General features: G+C 37.0%; 15 protein-coding genes. 9 read left to right on the top strand and 6 right to left on the bottom strand.

Translation table 11 applies throughout. From position 1 onward, the window contains the following. The first annotated feature begins 90 nt into the window (after positions 1-90). On the top strand, positions 91-2,547 hold the full coding sequence (locus tag FJR04_RS14170) for a VIT domain-containing protein (protein ID WP_168495797.1): 2,457 nt from the start codon (positions 91-93) through the stop codon (positions 2,545-2,547). Between the two features lie 78 nt (positions 2,548-2,625). Here the strand turns inward: FJR04_RS14170 and FJR04_RS14165 are convergent, their stop codons facing one another. Beyond that, a complete protein-coding gene (locus FJR04_RS14165) occupies positions 2,626-3,933 on the bottom strand; it encodes an adenylate cyclase (RefSeq protein ID WP_168495795.1) in 1,308 nt (435 codons plus the stop codon). A gap of 55 nt (positions 3,934-3,988) precedes the next feature. Between FJR04_RS14165 and FJR04_RS14160 the strand changes: the two genes are divergently transcribed. Next, positions 3,989-5,545, top strand: coding sequence for a DEAD/DEAH box helicase (locus tag FJR04_RS14160; protein WP_168495793.1), 1,557 nt, complete (start codon positions 3,989-3,991; stop codon positions 5,543-5,545). Continuing rightward, on the top strand, positions 5,475-6,689 hold the full coding sequence (locus FJR04_RS14155) for a DUF790 family protein (protein WP_168495791.1): 1,215 nt from the start codon (positions 5,475-5,477) through the stop codon (positions 6,687-6,689). The genes FJR04_RS14160 and FJR04_RS14155 overlap by 71 nt, the downstream gene beginning before the upstream one ends. 215 nt (positions 6,690-6,904) lie before the next feature. Here FJR04_RS14155 and FJR04_RS14150 read toward each other — a convergent pair whose 3' ends face one another. Together FJR04_RS14150 and FJR04_RS14145 are read right to left on the bottom strand one after the other, a co-directional pair. Beyond that, entirely contained in the window at positions 6,905-7,171 is a 267-nt protein-coding gene (locus FJR04_RS14150) for a BrnA antitoxin family protein (RefSeq protein ID WP_168495789.1), read from the bottom strand. Further along, positions 7,155-7,427: a BrnT family toxin gene (locus FJR04_RS14145; protein ID WP_168495787.1), complete on the bottom strand. Its 273-nt coding sequence runs from the start codon at positions 7,425-7,427 to the stop codon at positions 7,155-7,157. Before FJR04_RS14145 ends, FJR04_RS14150 begins: the two co-directional genes overlap by 17 nt. A 242-nt stretch (positions 7,428-7,669) precedes the next feature. Between FJR04_RS14145 and FJR04_RS14140 the strand changes: the two genes are divergently transcribed. From FJR04_RS14140 to FJR04_RS14115, 6 genes are all read left to right on the top strand, one after another. Next, positions 7,670-8,107, top strand: coding sequence for a DUF29 domain-containing protein (locus FJR04_RS14140; protein WP_168495785.1), 438 nt, complete (start codon positions 7,670-7,672; stop codon positions 8,105-8,107). Positions 8,108-8,537: 430 nt separating this feature from the next. After that, positions 8,538-8,738, top strand: a complete 201-nt coding sequence (locus FJR04_RS14135; RefSeq protein ID WP_168495852.1) for a hypothetical protein — start codon at positions 8,538-8,540, stop codon at positions 8,736-8,738. Positions 8,739-8,961: 223 nt separating this feature from the next. Beyond that, positions 8,962-10,206 carry a GNAT family N-acetyltransferase gene (locus FJR04_RS14130; RefSeq protein ID WP_168495783.1) on the top strand — a complete coding sequence of 415 codons (1,245 nt, stop codon included), beginning with the start codon at positions 8,962-8,964 and terminating at the stop codon, positions 10,204-10,206. Between the two features lies 1 nt (position 10,207). Beyond that, positions 10,208-10,684 (top strand): Holliday junction resolvase RuvX, encoded by a 477-nt coding sequence (gene ruvX, locus FJR04_RS14125; protein WP_168495781.1) that lies wholly within the window; start codon positions 10,208-10,210, stop codon positions 10,682-10,684. A gap of 248 nt (positions 10,685-10,932) precedes the next feature. Next, positions 10,933-11,502, top strand: a complete 570-nt coding sequence (locus FJR04_RS14120) for a DUF3727 domain-containing protein (RefSeq protein ID WP_168495779.1) — start codon at positions 10,933-10,935, stop codon at positions 11,500-11,502. 261 nt (positions 11,503-11,763) lie between these two features. Then, complete coding sequence (locus FJR04_RS14115) at positions 11,764-12,297, top strand: YqeG family HAD IIIA-type phosphatase (protein ID WP_168495777.1); 534 nt, start codon at positions 11,764-11,766, stop codon at positions 12,295-12,297. Positions 12,298-12,459: 162 nt separating this feature from the next. Here the strand turns inward: FJR04_RS14115 and FJR04_RS14110 are convergent, their stop codons facing one another. Genes FJR04_RS14110 through FJR04_RS14100 form a run of 3 tightly spaced genes read right to left on the bottom strand, consistent with a single transcriptional unit; the run spans position 12,460 to position 14,786 of the window. Continuing rightward, positions 12,460-12,837, bottom strand: a complete 378-nt coding sequence (locus FJR04_RS14110; RefSeq protein ID WP_168495775.1) for a hypothetical protein — start codon at positions 12,835-12,837, stop codon at positions 12,460-12,462. Continuing rightward, entirely contained in the window at positions 12,834-14,156 is a 1,323-nt protein-coding gene (locus FJR04_RS14105; protein WP_168495850.1) for a hypothetical protein, read from the bottom strand. Before FJR04_RS14105 ends, FJR04_RS14110 begins: the two co-directional genes overlap by 4 nt. A gap of 15 nt (positions 14,157-14,171) precedes the next feature. Then, the gene (locus FJR04_RS14100) at positions 14,172-14,786 is read right to left on the bottom strand and encodes a hypothetical protein (protein ID WP_168495773.1); all 615 of its coding nucleotides are present in this window, start codon (positions 14,784-14,786) and stop codon (positions 14,172-14,174) included. Positions 14,787-14,863 lie beyond the last annotated feature (77 nt).

Here is a 14,863-nt window from a genome sequence, read left to right as displayed (position 1 = left end):
TGAGCAGCAACTGAGCATAAAACTGAGCATATCTCCCCACAAAACCAACCTACGCTAGAGACATACAAACAATAGCGACAGGTAAAGACTATGACTCGCAACTTAGAAACTCAAACCAGTGGTTTATACATTCAAAACCTTAACCAGCAAGCGATCGCTTTTCCCCTCAAACACACCGAAGTTAAAGCTAAAGTTAATGGTAATATCTCGCGGGTAGAAGTTACCCAAAGCTTTGAAAACCCCTTTACAACTACCTTAGAAGCTACATATATTTTTCCCTTACCCGATGAAGCTGCTGTTGATGATATGTTGATCAAGATAGGCGATCGCACAATTCAAGGCAGTATCAAAAAACGCCAAGAAGCACAGCAAATATACGAGCAAGCTAAACGGGAAGGACGCACCGCAGGACTTCTAGAACAAGAACGAGACAATATTTTCACCCAATCCCTCGCTAACATCAAACCCGGTGAACAAATTGATGTCATCATTCGCTACACTGAAAGCCTCAAATTCGAGAGTGGAAATTATGAATTTGTCTTTCCAATGGTAGTTGGACCCCGTTACATTCCCGGTATCACTATTGAGGAAAATACAGTTATTGGTGGTTCTGCATCTGCACCCATGACTCTCAATCAAGATACCGATTTAGTTCCAGATGCTTCCCGTTTAAATGCTCCTGTTCTCCCAGTAGGAAAACGCTCCCGCCATGATATTAATGTCACGGTAGAAATTAACGCCGGCGTAGAAATTCAGGATATTAGTTCACCCTCTCACCATATTCAAATTACCCGCAACAAACAAATAGCAGAAATAAAACTAGCAGGTGGAGATACAATACCCAACAAAGACTTAATTCTCCGCTACCAAATAGCTACTAAAAATACTCAAGCTAGTGTACATATCCAAGCTGATGAAAGAGGTGGACATTTCGCTTTATATCTAATTCCTGCACTTCAATATCAACCAGATCAATTAGTTCCTAAAGATGTCATCTTTTTAATTGATACATCTGGTTCTCAACATGGCGCACCATTAAATCAATGTCAAGAATTAATGCGTCAATTTATCAATGGACTTAATCCCCAAGATACATTTAGCATCATTGATTTTGCTGACACTACACAGCAACTTTCACCGATTCCTTTAAATAATACTCCCCAAAATCGTACAGCAGCAATTAATTATATTAATCGCTTAAATGCAGGTGGGGGAACAGAAATGTTACCAGGTATTCGCAAAGTCTTAAATTTCCCAGTTACAGATTTTAGTAGGTTAAGAACAATAGTGTTATTAACAGATGGTTATATCGGTAATGAAAACCAAATTTTAGCAGAAGTACAACGCCATCTTCAACCGGGAACTCGTTTACATAGTTTTGGTGCAGGTAGTTCTATAAATCGTTTCTTATTGAATAGAATTGCCGAAATAGGTAGAGGAATAGCGCGGATTATTCGTCACGATGAACCAGTTAATGAAGTAGTAGAAAAATTCTACCAACAAATTAATAATCCCGTTTTGACTAACATTCAATTGCAATGGGAAGGTGATGGAGAATCACCAATTATTTATCCATTAACACCACCAGATTTATTTGCAGAACAGCCATTAATATTATTTGGACGTAAACCAGATTGTCTGGCTGGAAAATTGCATATTACTAGTATGACTGCTGGTGGTAAATACCATCAACAAACTTTTAATTTGAACTTTGATATTACAGGAAATCCTGGTATTGCTCAACTTTGGGGACGTTATCGCATTAAAGATTTAATGAATCAAATGGTTAGTGGTGACACCAAAGCAGGTGTAGAAGCTGTGACAAATACGGCATTAACTTATCAGTTATTATCCCAATATACTGCCTTTGTTGCTGTTAGTGATGATGTGAGAGTTAATCCTCTCCAAGATTCTTTATCTCTACAAGTACCAGTAGAAATGCCACAAGGTATTAGCCATCAAGGTATATTTGGTAATGCTACGTCCAAAAAAGTAGCTCAATCTGAGACACCTGAGTTTTTAACTAGAACAAGAAGTATAATGGCTAATATTCCACCTGCACCCGCTCCGTCTATTTCTGCTCCTAAGAGAGAAGAAAGTAGAAATTGGCTGCAATCAGAGAGTATTAGCTCGGATGATGAGTTTAGTGATTTGGGAGCTATCATTAGTAGTTATGATTCTCTATCTCCATCACCAAAAAATCAACCTGATGAACTAGAAATTGAGTTAGAAGAATCACAATATTTACCGGGAAGTAATGCACTTGTTTCTCGTTTACAAATAGTAAGTATTACAGGCTTAACTCAACAAATGATTTCTCAAATCACTCAATACCTGCAATTAATTCAAGTTCCTGATAGTGTTAGCGGTGAGTTAGTGTTTGAATTTGAATATAACAATGGGAGAGTGATAAATTTGCTATTAGATGAACAGGTTTCTACAATCAAAGAACCGACAATAATTGAGGAAATTAGACGTAAACTATTCACTTGGCGATCTTTAGAAACATTTGTTAGTAAAGTAGTTTTGAAAATTCAAGTTCATTAAATATCAAACTCTCAATTGAATATATCCCCGACTTCTTAAAGAAATCGGGGATTTGAATGAATTATTAAATTATTGACATTAACCTATGTCTGACATCTTCCTTCCATGTAGTAAATAGGTCATCATTTCTCCTTTCCCTTTAATTTTAATCAACCCCCGTTTTTCCAACAGATATTTATCTTTTAATAATTGATAAGTAGCTTCACAAATCTGGATATTATCAGGTATACCGTGGGATTCCATTCTACTGGCTGTATTCACCGTATCACCCCACAAATCATAGGCAAATTTCTTTAAACCAATCACCCCTGCGACTACGGGACCTGTGCTAATACCCACACGAATTTGAAAAGATAAATTATTTTGTTGATTAAACTCAATCATAGCTTTTTGCATATCCAATGCCATATTGGCGATCGCTAAAGCATGATCACTCTGATAATTAGGTAAACCAGCCACAGCCATATAAGCATCACCAATTGTCTTAATTTTTTCGATTCCGTGACGTTCTGCTAATTCGTCAAATAAACAAAATATTTGATTTAATAATTCTACTAATTCCGGTGGTGATGTATGACTTGATAATTCGGTAAAACCGACGATATCCGCAAATAATACTGTCACTTCATGAAAAATGTCGGCAATAGTAGTTGGTTGCAGTTTTAACTGTTTTGCAATTACCGCAGGTAAAATATTTAATAATAGTTTTTCTGATTGTTCTTGGGCTATTTCTAATTCTCGTTTAGCACGAAATTCTTTTTTCTTGAGTTTCTCATATAAATAAACTGAAAAAACACAAATGATCGCCGTCCAAAATAAATATATTCCTTGTTCTATATAATGAGCTATGGGGAATTTAAAAGTAGGTCTATATACTACACATAATCCTAAATAACAAACAATTGTTCCTACTTGTGATATTAAATGTATCCGCCATTGAACAGGGATAATTGTTGCTTGGGTAATAAACATCAAGTTCCAAATATTTGTGAGTGGCTCAACATAATTAAATAATATAGCTGTATCAATTTGGATAGCACAAGTTGCTGACCAACATAAACTTAAAAAAATCATCTGTGGGTAACGACGTGCTAGGGGATTTTTGCACAAAAACCAACAAAGAATAATAAAAAACTCAATTAATAAGCCAATTTTAAAAGCGTGTATTTTTTGAGGTATGCCTTCATTTACCCAGACAAAAAAAGCAGTTAATGTTAAGCCAATAATGATCATCAATTTGGCTTGTAATTTCATCCGACTAAGCAGGAAAACTTTGCGCTGTTCTCTATAGGATTCAGCAAAATTTTCATTTGTCTCGAAGTCGAATACTTCTGGACCAACAATTGCCTCTAGCTGGGTTCTGACAGCATTAATATTAGTCATCATGCCCGTTTTGCGTTATGAGTAGTTAAATCAGTGTAACCGTATCGAGAGAAAATAAATGGTTCGTCACCCGACTTTAACTTTTGATCGTGGTACGTTAATTTTACACCCACCACCACGAAGTAAAACTTGGATAGACTATGCAACTTGGGATGATAGAGTCGAAAAATTCCGGATTCCTGCGATTAGATACCGTTCTTTAGTCGAAGCCCTCCAAGCAGAAGCAACAGAGTTTATTGATGAAGCCAAGGCTTTTTATCCCCTAGAGTTGGTTGCTAGTTTGGAAATGACACCCTATCCCCACCAAAATGAGGCATTAGCAGCTTGGAAACTGGCGGGACGACAGGGGGTAGTTGTTTTGCCTACAGCCGCAGGTAAGACTTATTTGGCACAAATGGCCATGCAAGCTACACCACGGACAACGTTAATTGTAGTCCCAACCTTGGACTTAATGCACCAGTGGTATGCTCACTTAGTAGCGGCTTTTCCTGATGGAGAAGTGGGTTTACTGGGGGGTGGTTCACGGGATAGAACAGCAATTTTAGTTGCTACCTATGATAGTGCGGCCATTCACGCAGAAAGTTTGGGTAATAAATATGCCTTGATAATTTTTGACGAATGTCACCACTTACCTACGGATTTTAACCGAGTTATTGCTGAATATGCGATCGCACCTTATCGCTTAGGACTTTCCGCAACTCCAGAACGCACAGATGGTAAACACACTGATTTAGATATTCTCATTGGTAAAGAAGTTTATCGTCAACGCCCTGAAGATTTAGCTGGGAAGGCTTTAGCAGCCCATGAAATAGTCCAAATTAAAGTTAAATTATCCCAATTAGAACGGGAGAAATACAATCAATTAATTCAAACGCGCAATGATTTTTTAAAGCAATCAAAAATTTCTTTAGGAAGTCTTCAAGGTTGGCAAATGTTTGTACAAATGAGTGCGCGATCGCAACCTGGACGCAGAGCCATGTTAGCACATCGTCAAGCCAAAGAAATCGCTTTGGGAACTGATGGTAAAATTCGGGTACTTGTAGACCTATTAGCAACACATTCTTCCGAAAGGATCTTAATTTTTACTGCTGATAATGCCACAGTTTACCGCATTTCTCAAGATTTATTAATTCCCGCGATCACTCATCAAACACCAGTCAAAGAAAGGCATGAAATATTAACTAAATTTAAGGAAGGTGAATATACTAGTTTAGTTGCTTCTAATGTTCTTAATGAAGGTGTAGATGTCCCCGCAGCCAGTATCGCCATTATCTTATCAGGTACAGGTTCAACTAGGGAATATATTCAACGTTTGGGGAGAATATTACGGAAAGGAAATATAGCAAATAAACAAGCAATTTTATATGAAGTCATAGCTGAAGACACCAGCGAGGAAAGAACTTCTGCTAGACGCAGAGGAGAAAATAACAGCCAAGAAGAAAATCCCAACAAAGCAAATTTACAAGTTATTTATAGTAGGGAAAATAAAAGCGACTTAAAAGCAGCCGAACAATTAGAAATTAATTATTCAACCGAAAAGAAAGATGTTACCAACGGATCTACTAATACACCGCCAAAACGGCGAAGAAATTATCCCAAAAAGACTGAAACTTGATCATAAACATTTGGGTCTAGCTACTGATTTAATTAGTTTTTTTCAGGAAGCAGTAGGAAAAACTCAAGGTTTACTAGAACGTCAATTATCTGACTTTGAAGGAGATACAACAGATTACCGAATGAAAAGGGGTTTAGCCTATATTCTCAAAAGTGGTTTTTGCACCTTTGAAATAGTTAGTCCTCTCGAACCACCCATGTTAAGAGCAAGGGTATTTGCTTTAGCAGCAAAATCTGTTTCTAGTCGAGAATCAACTGATATTACACTCAACAAAATTGCCGAGGATTTAAGTCAAGAACTTAACCAAGAAGTTTTACCAATTCAAATCCGAGATGGACTTTACGCCGATTTATCGGAAAATAAAATTTTAACTGCTTTTGAAGCTCCTAAACCAGAAGATGTGTTACATCGTTATAATTTATCTCAAGTGCAAGGAGTTTTTTACAAAGCCAGTCAATTAGTATTAAATGCCCATCGCAATGTTCCCGGAGAATATAAACTCTTATTTCGTTATTTAAAGCTATTTCAATTAATGGCTTATATTGAAGGTGATGCCGATCATGGTTTTACAATTAGTGTAGATGGACCCACAAGTTTATTTACTCCCAGCACCCGTTACGGTTTAGCCATAGCCAAACTAATTCCCGCCTTACTTCATGTTACCAAATGGAGTTTATCCGCAACTTTAAAAACCCGTGATTTTTACACCAATGAATGGAAAACAGGACGTTTTACCCTGAATTCTGAATGTGGATTAGTCTCTCACTATCCCCCAGGTAAACCTTATGATAGTATGTTAGAAGAATCTTTTGCTAGTAAATGGGATGCTTTAAAAAGTGGTTGGATATTAGAGCGAGAAGTTGATTTAATTGCCATTCCTGGTAGCGTAATGATTCCCGATTTTCGGCTAGTTCATCCTGACGGACGGACATTTTTATTAGAAATTGTTGGTTATTGGCGGCCAGAATATTTACAAAAGAAATTCGCTCAAGTCAGAAAAGCAAATTGTGATAATTTAATTTTAGCAATTTCCGAAAGATTGAACTTAGAAAAAGCCGGTATAAAACTAGATAATGTTCCCGCCAGAATAATTTGGTTTAAAGAAAAACTACTACCAAAATCCGTCCTAGCAGTGATGGAATGATATAGTGTTTTCTAGTCTGGTGAAGTACAAAATTATCTGCGTCCATCTGCGTTTCATTAATACTGCTTGTACCTCACTTGAATGGTCATTGCTACAAGTAAGCTGTTACGCAGCTAAATCTTATCAACACTAAGTAATAAAAAATCTTGAAATTATTTGCTAGTAAGGGCTTCAGCCCTTAAATTAGGATTAAATTCCTCACTACAAACTTTAGATCAAACTGAACTAACAAAAGTTACAGCCCGCAGTTCTTCTTGAAAAACTCGGCGTAGTGTATCTTCATCTAAGGGGGGTTTGGCTTGATCAAGATATTCTCGTAACGCTTGATTCATCATTGTTTGATAACCTTTCCCTTCAGCATCTCCTTTTTGTCTAAACGCTTCCAAAATATCATCATCAATATAGATGGTAATACGAGTTTTACCTTGTTGTGGGATAATCGCACCCCGTTTAGCTTGATCAAAATCATATTCCGGTTTCATATTCACGTCTCTCCTTAGGAGTAGCGGGACGGGCAGAAATTAAGCGAATGTTATCACCTCGATAGGTATAGACTACTACCAGCAACCGCCAAAGGTGATCCATTCCCATAATAATAAATCGCTGTTCACCTTGTGCTGATTGATCTTCAAAAGAAAGTGCATAAGGATCGAACAACACAGCCTCAGCATCCGAAAAACTGACTCCGTGTTTTTGTAAATTGCTTTTAGCTTTTTCAGGATTCCATTCAACTTGCATACATATATTATATGTATAGCTGGGAATTATGTCCAAATTTACTTAGGGCTTGCTAAATAATTTATCTATGAGGCGTAAGATTATAACGGTTATTGACTGATTTGTAAATTTACAATACTCTTAAGGCAGAGCTTGTTGCTGATTGTATCTAATAACAAAGAGATATTTTTCTCGAAGTTTTTAAAACATTACCATCTTTGATTAAAGATTTGGTGAAAAACAAGCTAAGGAGGTTATCAATCATGACAGTACCTTATGATGAACTGGTTTTTCAATCGCCATATTTAGCTGTAGTGAAAGCAAAACAATTACTACAGGAGGGAAAAATGACAGAAGTTGATCATATTTTAGAAAGTTTAGCAGAGTCAATGGGGCGCTCAGAAAAAAGAGCAGTAATTAGTCAATTAACTCGATTGATGTTGCATATAATTAAGTGGAAATGTCAACCGGAAAAACGTAGTGCTAGTTGGGTAATTTCTATTCGTTCAGCTAGGGCAGAAATTACTGCCAGTCAAGAGGAAATGCCAAGTCTCAATCGAGATTTTCTGAAGTCAATTTGGGATAAGTGTTTTGTGTCTGCAAAACAGGATGCTAGAGATGAAATGGGCAAAAAACCAGATATTATTGCTTTAAGTTGGGATGAGGTTTTTCAGGAAACTTATACACTTTGGGCAGATTAGAAAATTGCTATTTCGTAAAAAATAAGGTTATTTACAGCCAATACCTTGTCCATTTTCTACTTTGTTGGGTTAAGCGACAACGCCACCCAACGCATTTTTTGGGTTTCATGCTGATTGCATATCAATGAGGTACAGAATCTAAATTTAAACCTATACACAAAGTAGGGGCGAAGCATTCGGGCGATTAATTATCGGTTTTTTCCCAAGTTTATTTTCCGAATGCTGATGCTTTCAGCACGCTTCGCGAACGCCCTTACACCGAATGCTTCGCCCCTAAGACTTCTAACTCCTGCTTTATCTTTATTCATGGATGTTGCCTCTTCCCCAATCATTACACTTCATTGCAAAATCAGCAGCTAGGTGAAAAATATGATAGGTTCGGATTTGGTCAAGCAATTACTCTGAATTCACAAAGGAGAACACAGTGGCAATGGAATTAAACGTATTAACGGGCGCAACTGTAAATAATCAAGATATTAGTGAATATGTTGCTCATTTACAACTACACATGACACTACAAGCTCGCAACTTAGTTCCAAGCCTTAGACAGACTGTAGAAGATAGTCGTCAACAATTACTTCATCAAACCCAAGCTGACTTTGAAAAATTCGCTTCTCGCCAAAGTCTATAGATTTAACAGCATTTTTACGATAATTGACCTAAAATAAAAGCAGATATTGTTGTTTTCAGCCGCAGGGCATACTAACGATTTCTGCTTTTTATATTTTTTTACGTATTTAGTTAAGAAAATCACTCTTTGGTAGCAAGACCTCAGAGCAAAAAGCCGTTAAAATAATTCCAGAATTACATCACCAATCGCATTTTGTAAAGGTTAAATGGCGGCTTGAATCAACATGACTTCACTACTCCCTCGAAACCTCAGCGTTGTAATCCGACCAGTTCAACATAGGGACTTGGACGGAATTGATCGCTTAACTCAAGAATCATTGTCCCATCTTTCCCCCAAAGAAGTTGGTGAAGCCATGGGTCAAATGCAATGGCTACGACGTTGGTATGGATTACTCAAATTCTTAAGTTGGTTTCCCAACCCACTACAGTACCGCTTTTGGGGCTACGTCGCCGAACAGGGAAGGATACTGTTGGGAATGATTCAAGTATCACCCTTTAATCGGACTCGCAGCACTTGGCGCATTGACAGAGTGATGCTAGAAGCGACTGGGGATAAGCTAGGAGTAGGCTCACAACTGCTGCGGCATTGCTTTGAATCAATTTTAGAAGCGCGAACTTGGATATTAGAAGTTAATATCAATGATGTTGATGCCTTAGCACTTTATCGGCACAATGGATTTCAACGGCTGGCAGAAATGACATACTGGGAAATTAGTCCCCAGTTATTAGCTGAATTAATCCAAACCGAACCAGATTTACCCAATCTATTACCAGTTAGTAACGCTGATGCTCAGTTACTATATCAACTAGATACAGCATCTATGCCTCCTTTGGTAAGGCAAGTATTTGATCGTCACACCCACGACTTTAAAACCACTTTGTTTGGGGCTATTAGTGATGGACTCAAGCAGTGGATGACTAAAATTGAAGTTGTGAGCGGCTATGTCTTTGAACCCCAGCGCAAAGCAGCCATTGGCTATTTTCAGGTACAGCTTGACCGCACAGGCACAAATCCTCATGTAGCTTCACTTACGGTGCATCCGGCTTATACTTGGTTGTATCCTGAACTATTGTCTCAATTAGCCCGCATTGCCCAAGATTTTCCGCAACAAGGGTTACAATTAGCTTCTTCAGACTATCAACCAGAAAGGGAAGAATATTTAGAGCGGATTGGGGCTAAACGGATAGAACATACCTTGATCATGTCTCGCTCAGTCTGGCATAAACTACGAGAGTCAAAATTTGTCTCTTTAGAAGGGATTCAGTGGCAAGAAGTGTTACAAGGCTTACAACCAGCGCGGAAGCCCATACCAGGGGGGATGTCATGGGTGCAGCAAGCACAGCAGGTACAGCAAGAACAAGTTATACCCATTCAGTCCGAAAATGTGGCTTTCACTTATAAAAACCCTACTATAGATACACCCTGCCCATCTGACTCATCTATAGAGCCTTCCCAGGAGCAACCATAGCGTGATTTCTCAACAGTCATCAAAATTATTTATTTCCGCCTTGGGTGTGGATGTTGGTAGTAAACGCATTGGGTTAGCGGGATGTGATGGGACTGGTTTGATTGCTACAGGTATTACGACAATTGAGCGCAGGTCTTTTATAGAAGATGTAGAGCAAATTCAACAAATAGTGAATGAGCGACAGGTACAAATTCTCATTGTTGGTTTACCATACTCAATGGATGGTTCTATAGGTACTCAAGCCCGTCATGTGCAGAAATTTGCAGCTAGATTGGCTGGTGCGCTCCAACTTCCTTTGGAATATATGGATGAACGATTAACTTCTTTTCAGGCAGAACAATTATTGATAGCTGAAAATCGCTCCCCATCTAGAAATAAGGGTTTAATTGACCGCAAGGCGGCGGCATTAATTTTACAACAATGGCTAGATGCTAGGCGTAGTTCGATAAAGAGATCAGTAGCAATTACTGATGAGTGATTGGTTTTCCCATGGTATTCTAAAAACTATTACTTGCATCTCTGAATTTATGGTTGACATTGACTGTCGTTTAACGGTTCAATGATTTCCATATTTAAGAGCAATTAATTAATCGCGTTTGGCTACAGCGTGTAAGCTTACAGAGGGATAAATGCTCCCATGCTCCCGTTGAAGTAAGAAATAAATGTCTAGACTTGTCTAGGATTTATGTAGCAATTGAAATATTGTTAAAGTTACATAATCCAGCTATGTTTTCCTCTCCACTTTCTGAAGATCACGATTCCGGGAATTCTCTGACCTTAACAGATGAACTAAAACGAACTCTAGAATGTTATATTGAGCATACGCTCTCAGTTGATGGGGAAAAATATGTTCTCCTTCTGCCAGTAGATGCTCCCATAGAAATTTTTGCTTGGCAAGTTGATGGCGACGAAGAAGAAGCCGTATTGGTAGAAGATGATGAAATCATTGACGAGATTTTTGGTACGGCTCAAGCTGTTCTTTCTGAGCAAAACCTAATTCTCAAAAATACTGCTTACGCTTTGACTGTAGCCGGTGAGTTGCCTCCTGAAGATGATGAATCAAAATTATTCACTTTAGAAATTGAAGATGAAGAAAACGGTTTAGAGCCTGAGCAACTACTGGAAATTACAACTTTTTATCATGATGAACAGGAGTATGCAATTTATACTCCTCTCGATCCCCTGTTATTTTTCGCTAGGATTACTAAGACAGGTGAGCCAGAATTACTTTCTCCTGAAGAGTTTCGTCAGTTCCAACCCCTTTTAGAAGAACATCTTTTTAATGAGGTTGAATAATTATTCTTCCTTGTAGCATTAGTTTATAATCCCCGTTTTTACAAGACGGGGAAAAGTAATAATGTAAGTTGCTAGTTAGATAAATTATCAGAATCAAGATGTCCAGGATTTAAGGATGTACAGGATGAAAACTGGCATTTTATTACTAATTATCAATTATCACCAATTACCAACCCTTCGGCTACGCTCAGGGCAAGTCACCAATCACCAATCACCAGCCTTAACTAGATAACTAGCAACTTGGGTTAACTATACAAAATTATGACTCGAAACCATCTCTTACAGCCTGACTTGATTTTAGCGGGTTCAGTTTTGAAACTGACACCAGATGTGATCCAACAATATGGGCTGAAAGGACTGGTGTTAGATGTTGATGATACGTTAGTACCAATTAGAGCGGGTTCTGCTTCCCCTGCACTACAGCGATGGGTAGAAGAGATACGGACTTGCACAGCACTGTGGTTAGTTAGTAATAATTTAAGTGAAGCCAGAATTGGTAGTATTGCCCGTTCTCTAAATTTACCTTACTATTTAGGTGCGACTAAGCCCTCCCGGCGGAAAATTAGAGCGGCGTTACGAGAGATGAATTTACCTGCACATCAAGTGGGAATGGTAGGCGATCGCTTGTTTACAGATGTTTTAGCAGGTAATCGTTTGGGAATGTTTACAATTTTAGTCGAGCCAATCATTCATCCCGATTTTACAGCTATCAGCACCCATCCCATCCGCAACATTGAAGTCTGGATATCAGAGATATTAGGTGCATCTATTACAGGTAAAGTGATTAAAAAGTAAAAATCTGTAGTTGTGAAATTTCCTAAATAGGTGAGTTTATTTTTACTCTTTTAGGTAAATATTTTCATGTTCCCGCTAGTTTATTTATTTGATTATTGAAGGTGTGTAATTAGACGATGAGTAAGTTTGTAAGTAATGGTTGGGAAATTTATTTTCATGTTTTCATTTCTGATCATATTTTCGTTGTAAGTAAGATTTACCAGCGCGAAATGCTGCTGAAGATAGAGATTTAGTTAATGATTTTTTTTGATTATTTATTTCTGTTTGTTCTGCTGTTTGTTCATTTTTGGTTTCAAAATCTGGCAACAAGAAAATTACTATGAGAAATATACCTATAATAATTGCAATAAACCCTTCTATCTTGCCCCATGTAAACTTGATAAATAACTCGAACAATAGCATTATAAAGCCTGATATACCACGCCCTGTATAACCATCATCAAAATTATCCATGAAGTGAGGATAGTTAATTTCTAAAATACCAATTCCTATAAGTAGGAATGAAGGAATAATACATTTTATTCTTTCTATGATGGTCATTTTGATTTCTCCTCATAAGGTAAAAGATACAAACCAGGTGGTGTATTTTCATTAGGAAGAATATCTTTACTACTTTTGACATTTTCACTTTCACATAAAACAGCAAAAGATTGTAAACTATCTAATCTGGCTAAAAGTTCGCTGAGGGTATCTAAATATTCAGCTATAGCTATTTGCCGATGTGTCCAGATTTCATCCCATTGATTACTATAGGACATTTGAAATTCTACATCAATATTAGTTTTTTTACGGCGAATATCTTCAGGTGATAATGTAGAATCTTGGGGGTAAATTTGGGTGATTCTTTGTACTCGTTCCAGTGTAATATGTTCTTGAAAACGAGAATGTGTAAACCGATAAGTTGTAGATAAATAAGAGTTTTCATCATTGATTAATTGGTTTCCCCAAGTTTGGGCTATTTGTTGAAATTTGGCAACTTCTACAGATAGTAATTCTCTAGCTTCTTGATGTTGTCCAATTTCTAATAATAAGTTAGCTTCTGTTGCTGTTGCTACCGCCCAACCTTGAATAGCAATATCTGTATTTAGCATTAATTCCGCGTCTAATGCTGGGGAAATTTGTAACGCTTGATTTGATAAAAATAATCGTACTCTGTTAGCAACTTTTAAGCATTCTCTTGGTGATTCACTGGGGAATAGCTTTCTGTCGTTTAATTCGGCATTTAAAGAAGCAATTTCTTTAATTATCATTGCTTGTTGAATATGAGAAATTGCTTTTGCTAAATTTTGTTGTTTTTGGCGATTATCTTCTACTAAAAGATATAAATAGGCAAGTTGTCCAGAAATAATATCTAATTTGTTTTCTATTCTATTTAAACCTTTTCCTAAGTTATTAAAACCTTGGGTTAATTGATTTTCAATTCTATTTAAGCCAGATTCTAGTCGTTCAAATCCTGCTTCCATTGACTGTTGAATTTGACCTAACTTGTTTTGAATTTGATGTAATTTATAACCCATGTAAGCAAAACCAGCAATACTTACTCCCAGGTTTAAAACACTTGCACCAGCAGCTATTTGAGTTAATCCCATCACTGATGATAAGGTTTTTTCAATTCCCATTAATTTATGATAGGTTAATCCATGACCTATAACATCTATTCCTCCTAACACGGGGGAAAATGGAATATTTACTAATTTGTTAGTTAGTCCTGGTGTTTCTGCTAAATGGCGGACAATTTGACCTGCTTTTTCTGTACCAGCAGACCAGCGAATAACGCTACCATAGCGTTGCATTGAACCATTTAATAAACCTTGGATAATTTCTGGACTGTTTAATAAAAGAGTTGTATCAATTAACATTTTCATAGACCTATGTTAGAGACTATAAAATTCAAGAACATCTAATGCTTCCATTTTTAATCTAGGAGATATGTGAAAATCAGTTATAGAAGTTAAACTACTAAAAGCATCATATCTATCTAGCTGATTTTTATTAGGTTTAAACCCCTCATGATATTTTTCAAGTGTAATATACAATAAAACAATGTCATCTGGAGATTCTTGTATTTCTGATACTGAATACTTATCAAAAGCCAATTCTATTTGCTGATGTTGATTATTAGAACCTAAGCAGATAAACTTTGTCATTTTCATTAGTTGATTTGTATTATTTGCCTCAATGATTTTTTGATTGTCCAGCAATTCCAGAAAGTATTTATTTGAAACTGATAGAACTAACACTAAAAAATGTTTAGTGTTTTTTTGGACTATGGGAGAGGGAGGATTATAAACAGGTTGAGGAGGTGTTGTTACTGTTCTACGAGTTGTTTGTATCCTCTTATCTTTTTGTGGTGGTTTTTCTATTTCTTGTTTTTCAGAGTTGTTTTGAATAATAGATTCCCCAATCTTTACAAGTGATTTACCAACATCCATGATTTTTTGTCCCAATTCTTGGAATATATTAGATTCAGATCCATTATTGTGTTTCATAATAATTTAGGTTTTGAAAGTGTGTAAAACAAAGGTATTTTAGAGTGCGAGTTAGATGGTGTAACCAATTTTATCAG

Source organism: Anabaena sp. UHCC 0204, from assembly GCF_009711975.1.
In the GTDB taxonomy this organism is placed as follows: domain Bacteria; phylum Cyanobacteriota; class Cyanobacteriia; order Cyanobacteriales; family Nostocaceae; genus Dolichospermum.
Note: the sequence above shows the minus strand (reverse complement) of the source record. Positions and strands in the feature narration are given on the sequence as shown.

Coding starts and splice junctions, on each gene's coding strand:
- FJR04_RS14170 (WP_168495797.1), top strand. CDS start 91: ATGACTCGCAACTTAGAAACTCAAACCAGTGGTTTATACATTCAAAAC.
- FJR04_RS14110 (WP_168495775.1), bottom strand. CDS start 12,837: ATGACCATCATAGAAAGAATAAAATGTATTATTCCTTCATTCCTACTT.
- FJR04_RS14160 (WP_168495793.1), top strand. CDS start 3,989: ATGGTTCGTCACCCGACTTTAACTTTTGATCGTGGTACGTTAATTTTA.
- FJR04_RS14130 (WP_168495783.1), top strand. CDS start 8,962: ATGACTTCACTACTCCCTCGAAACCTCAGCGTTGTAATCCGACCAGTT.
- FJR04_RS14150 (WP_168495789.1), bottom strand. CDS start 7,171: ATGAAACCGGAATATGATTTTGATCAAGCTAAACGGGGTGCGATTATC.
- FJR04_RS14100 (WP_168495773.1), bottom strand. CDS start 14,786: ATGAAACACAATAATGGATCTGAATCTAATATATTCCAAGAATTGGGA.
- FJR04_RS14120 (WP_168495779.1), top strand. CDS start 10,933: ATGTTTTCCTCTCCACTTTCTGAAGATCACGATTCCGGGAATTCTCTG.
- FJR04_RS14105 (WP_168495850.1), bottom strand. CDS start 14,156: ATGTTAATTGATACAACTCTTTTATTAAACAGTCCAGAAATTATCCAA.
- FJR04_RS14155 (WP_168495791.1), top strand. CDS start 5,475: ATGTTACCAACGGATCTACTAATACACCGCCAAAACGGCGAAGAAATT.
- FJR04_RS14135 (WP_168495852.1), top strand. CDS start 8,538: ATGGAATTAAACGTATTAACGGGCGCAACTGTAAATAATCAAGATATT.
- FJR04_RS14140 (WP_168495785.1), top strand. CDS start 7,670: ATGACAGTACCTTATGATGAACTGGTTTTTCAATCGCCATATTTAGCT.
- FJR04_RS14145 (WP_168495787.1), bottom strand. CDS start 7,427: ATGCAAGTTGAATGGAATCCTGAAAAAGCTAAAAGCAATTTACAAAAA.
- FJR04_RS14115 (WP_168495777.1), top strand. CDS start 11,764: ATGACTCGAAACCATCTCTTACAGCCTGACTTGATTTTAGCGGGTTCA.
- FJR04_RS14165 (WP_168495795.1), bottom strand. CDS start 3,933: ATGATGACTAATATTAATGCTGTCAGAACCCAGCTAGAGGCAATTGTT.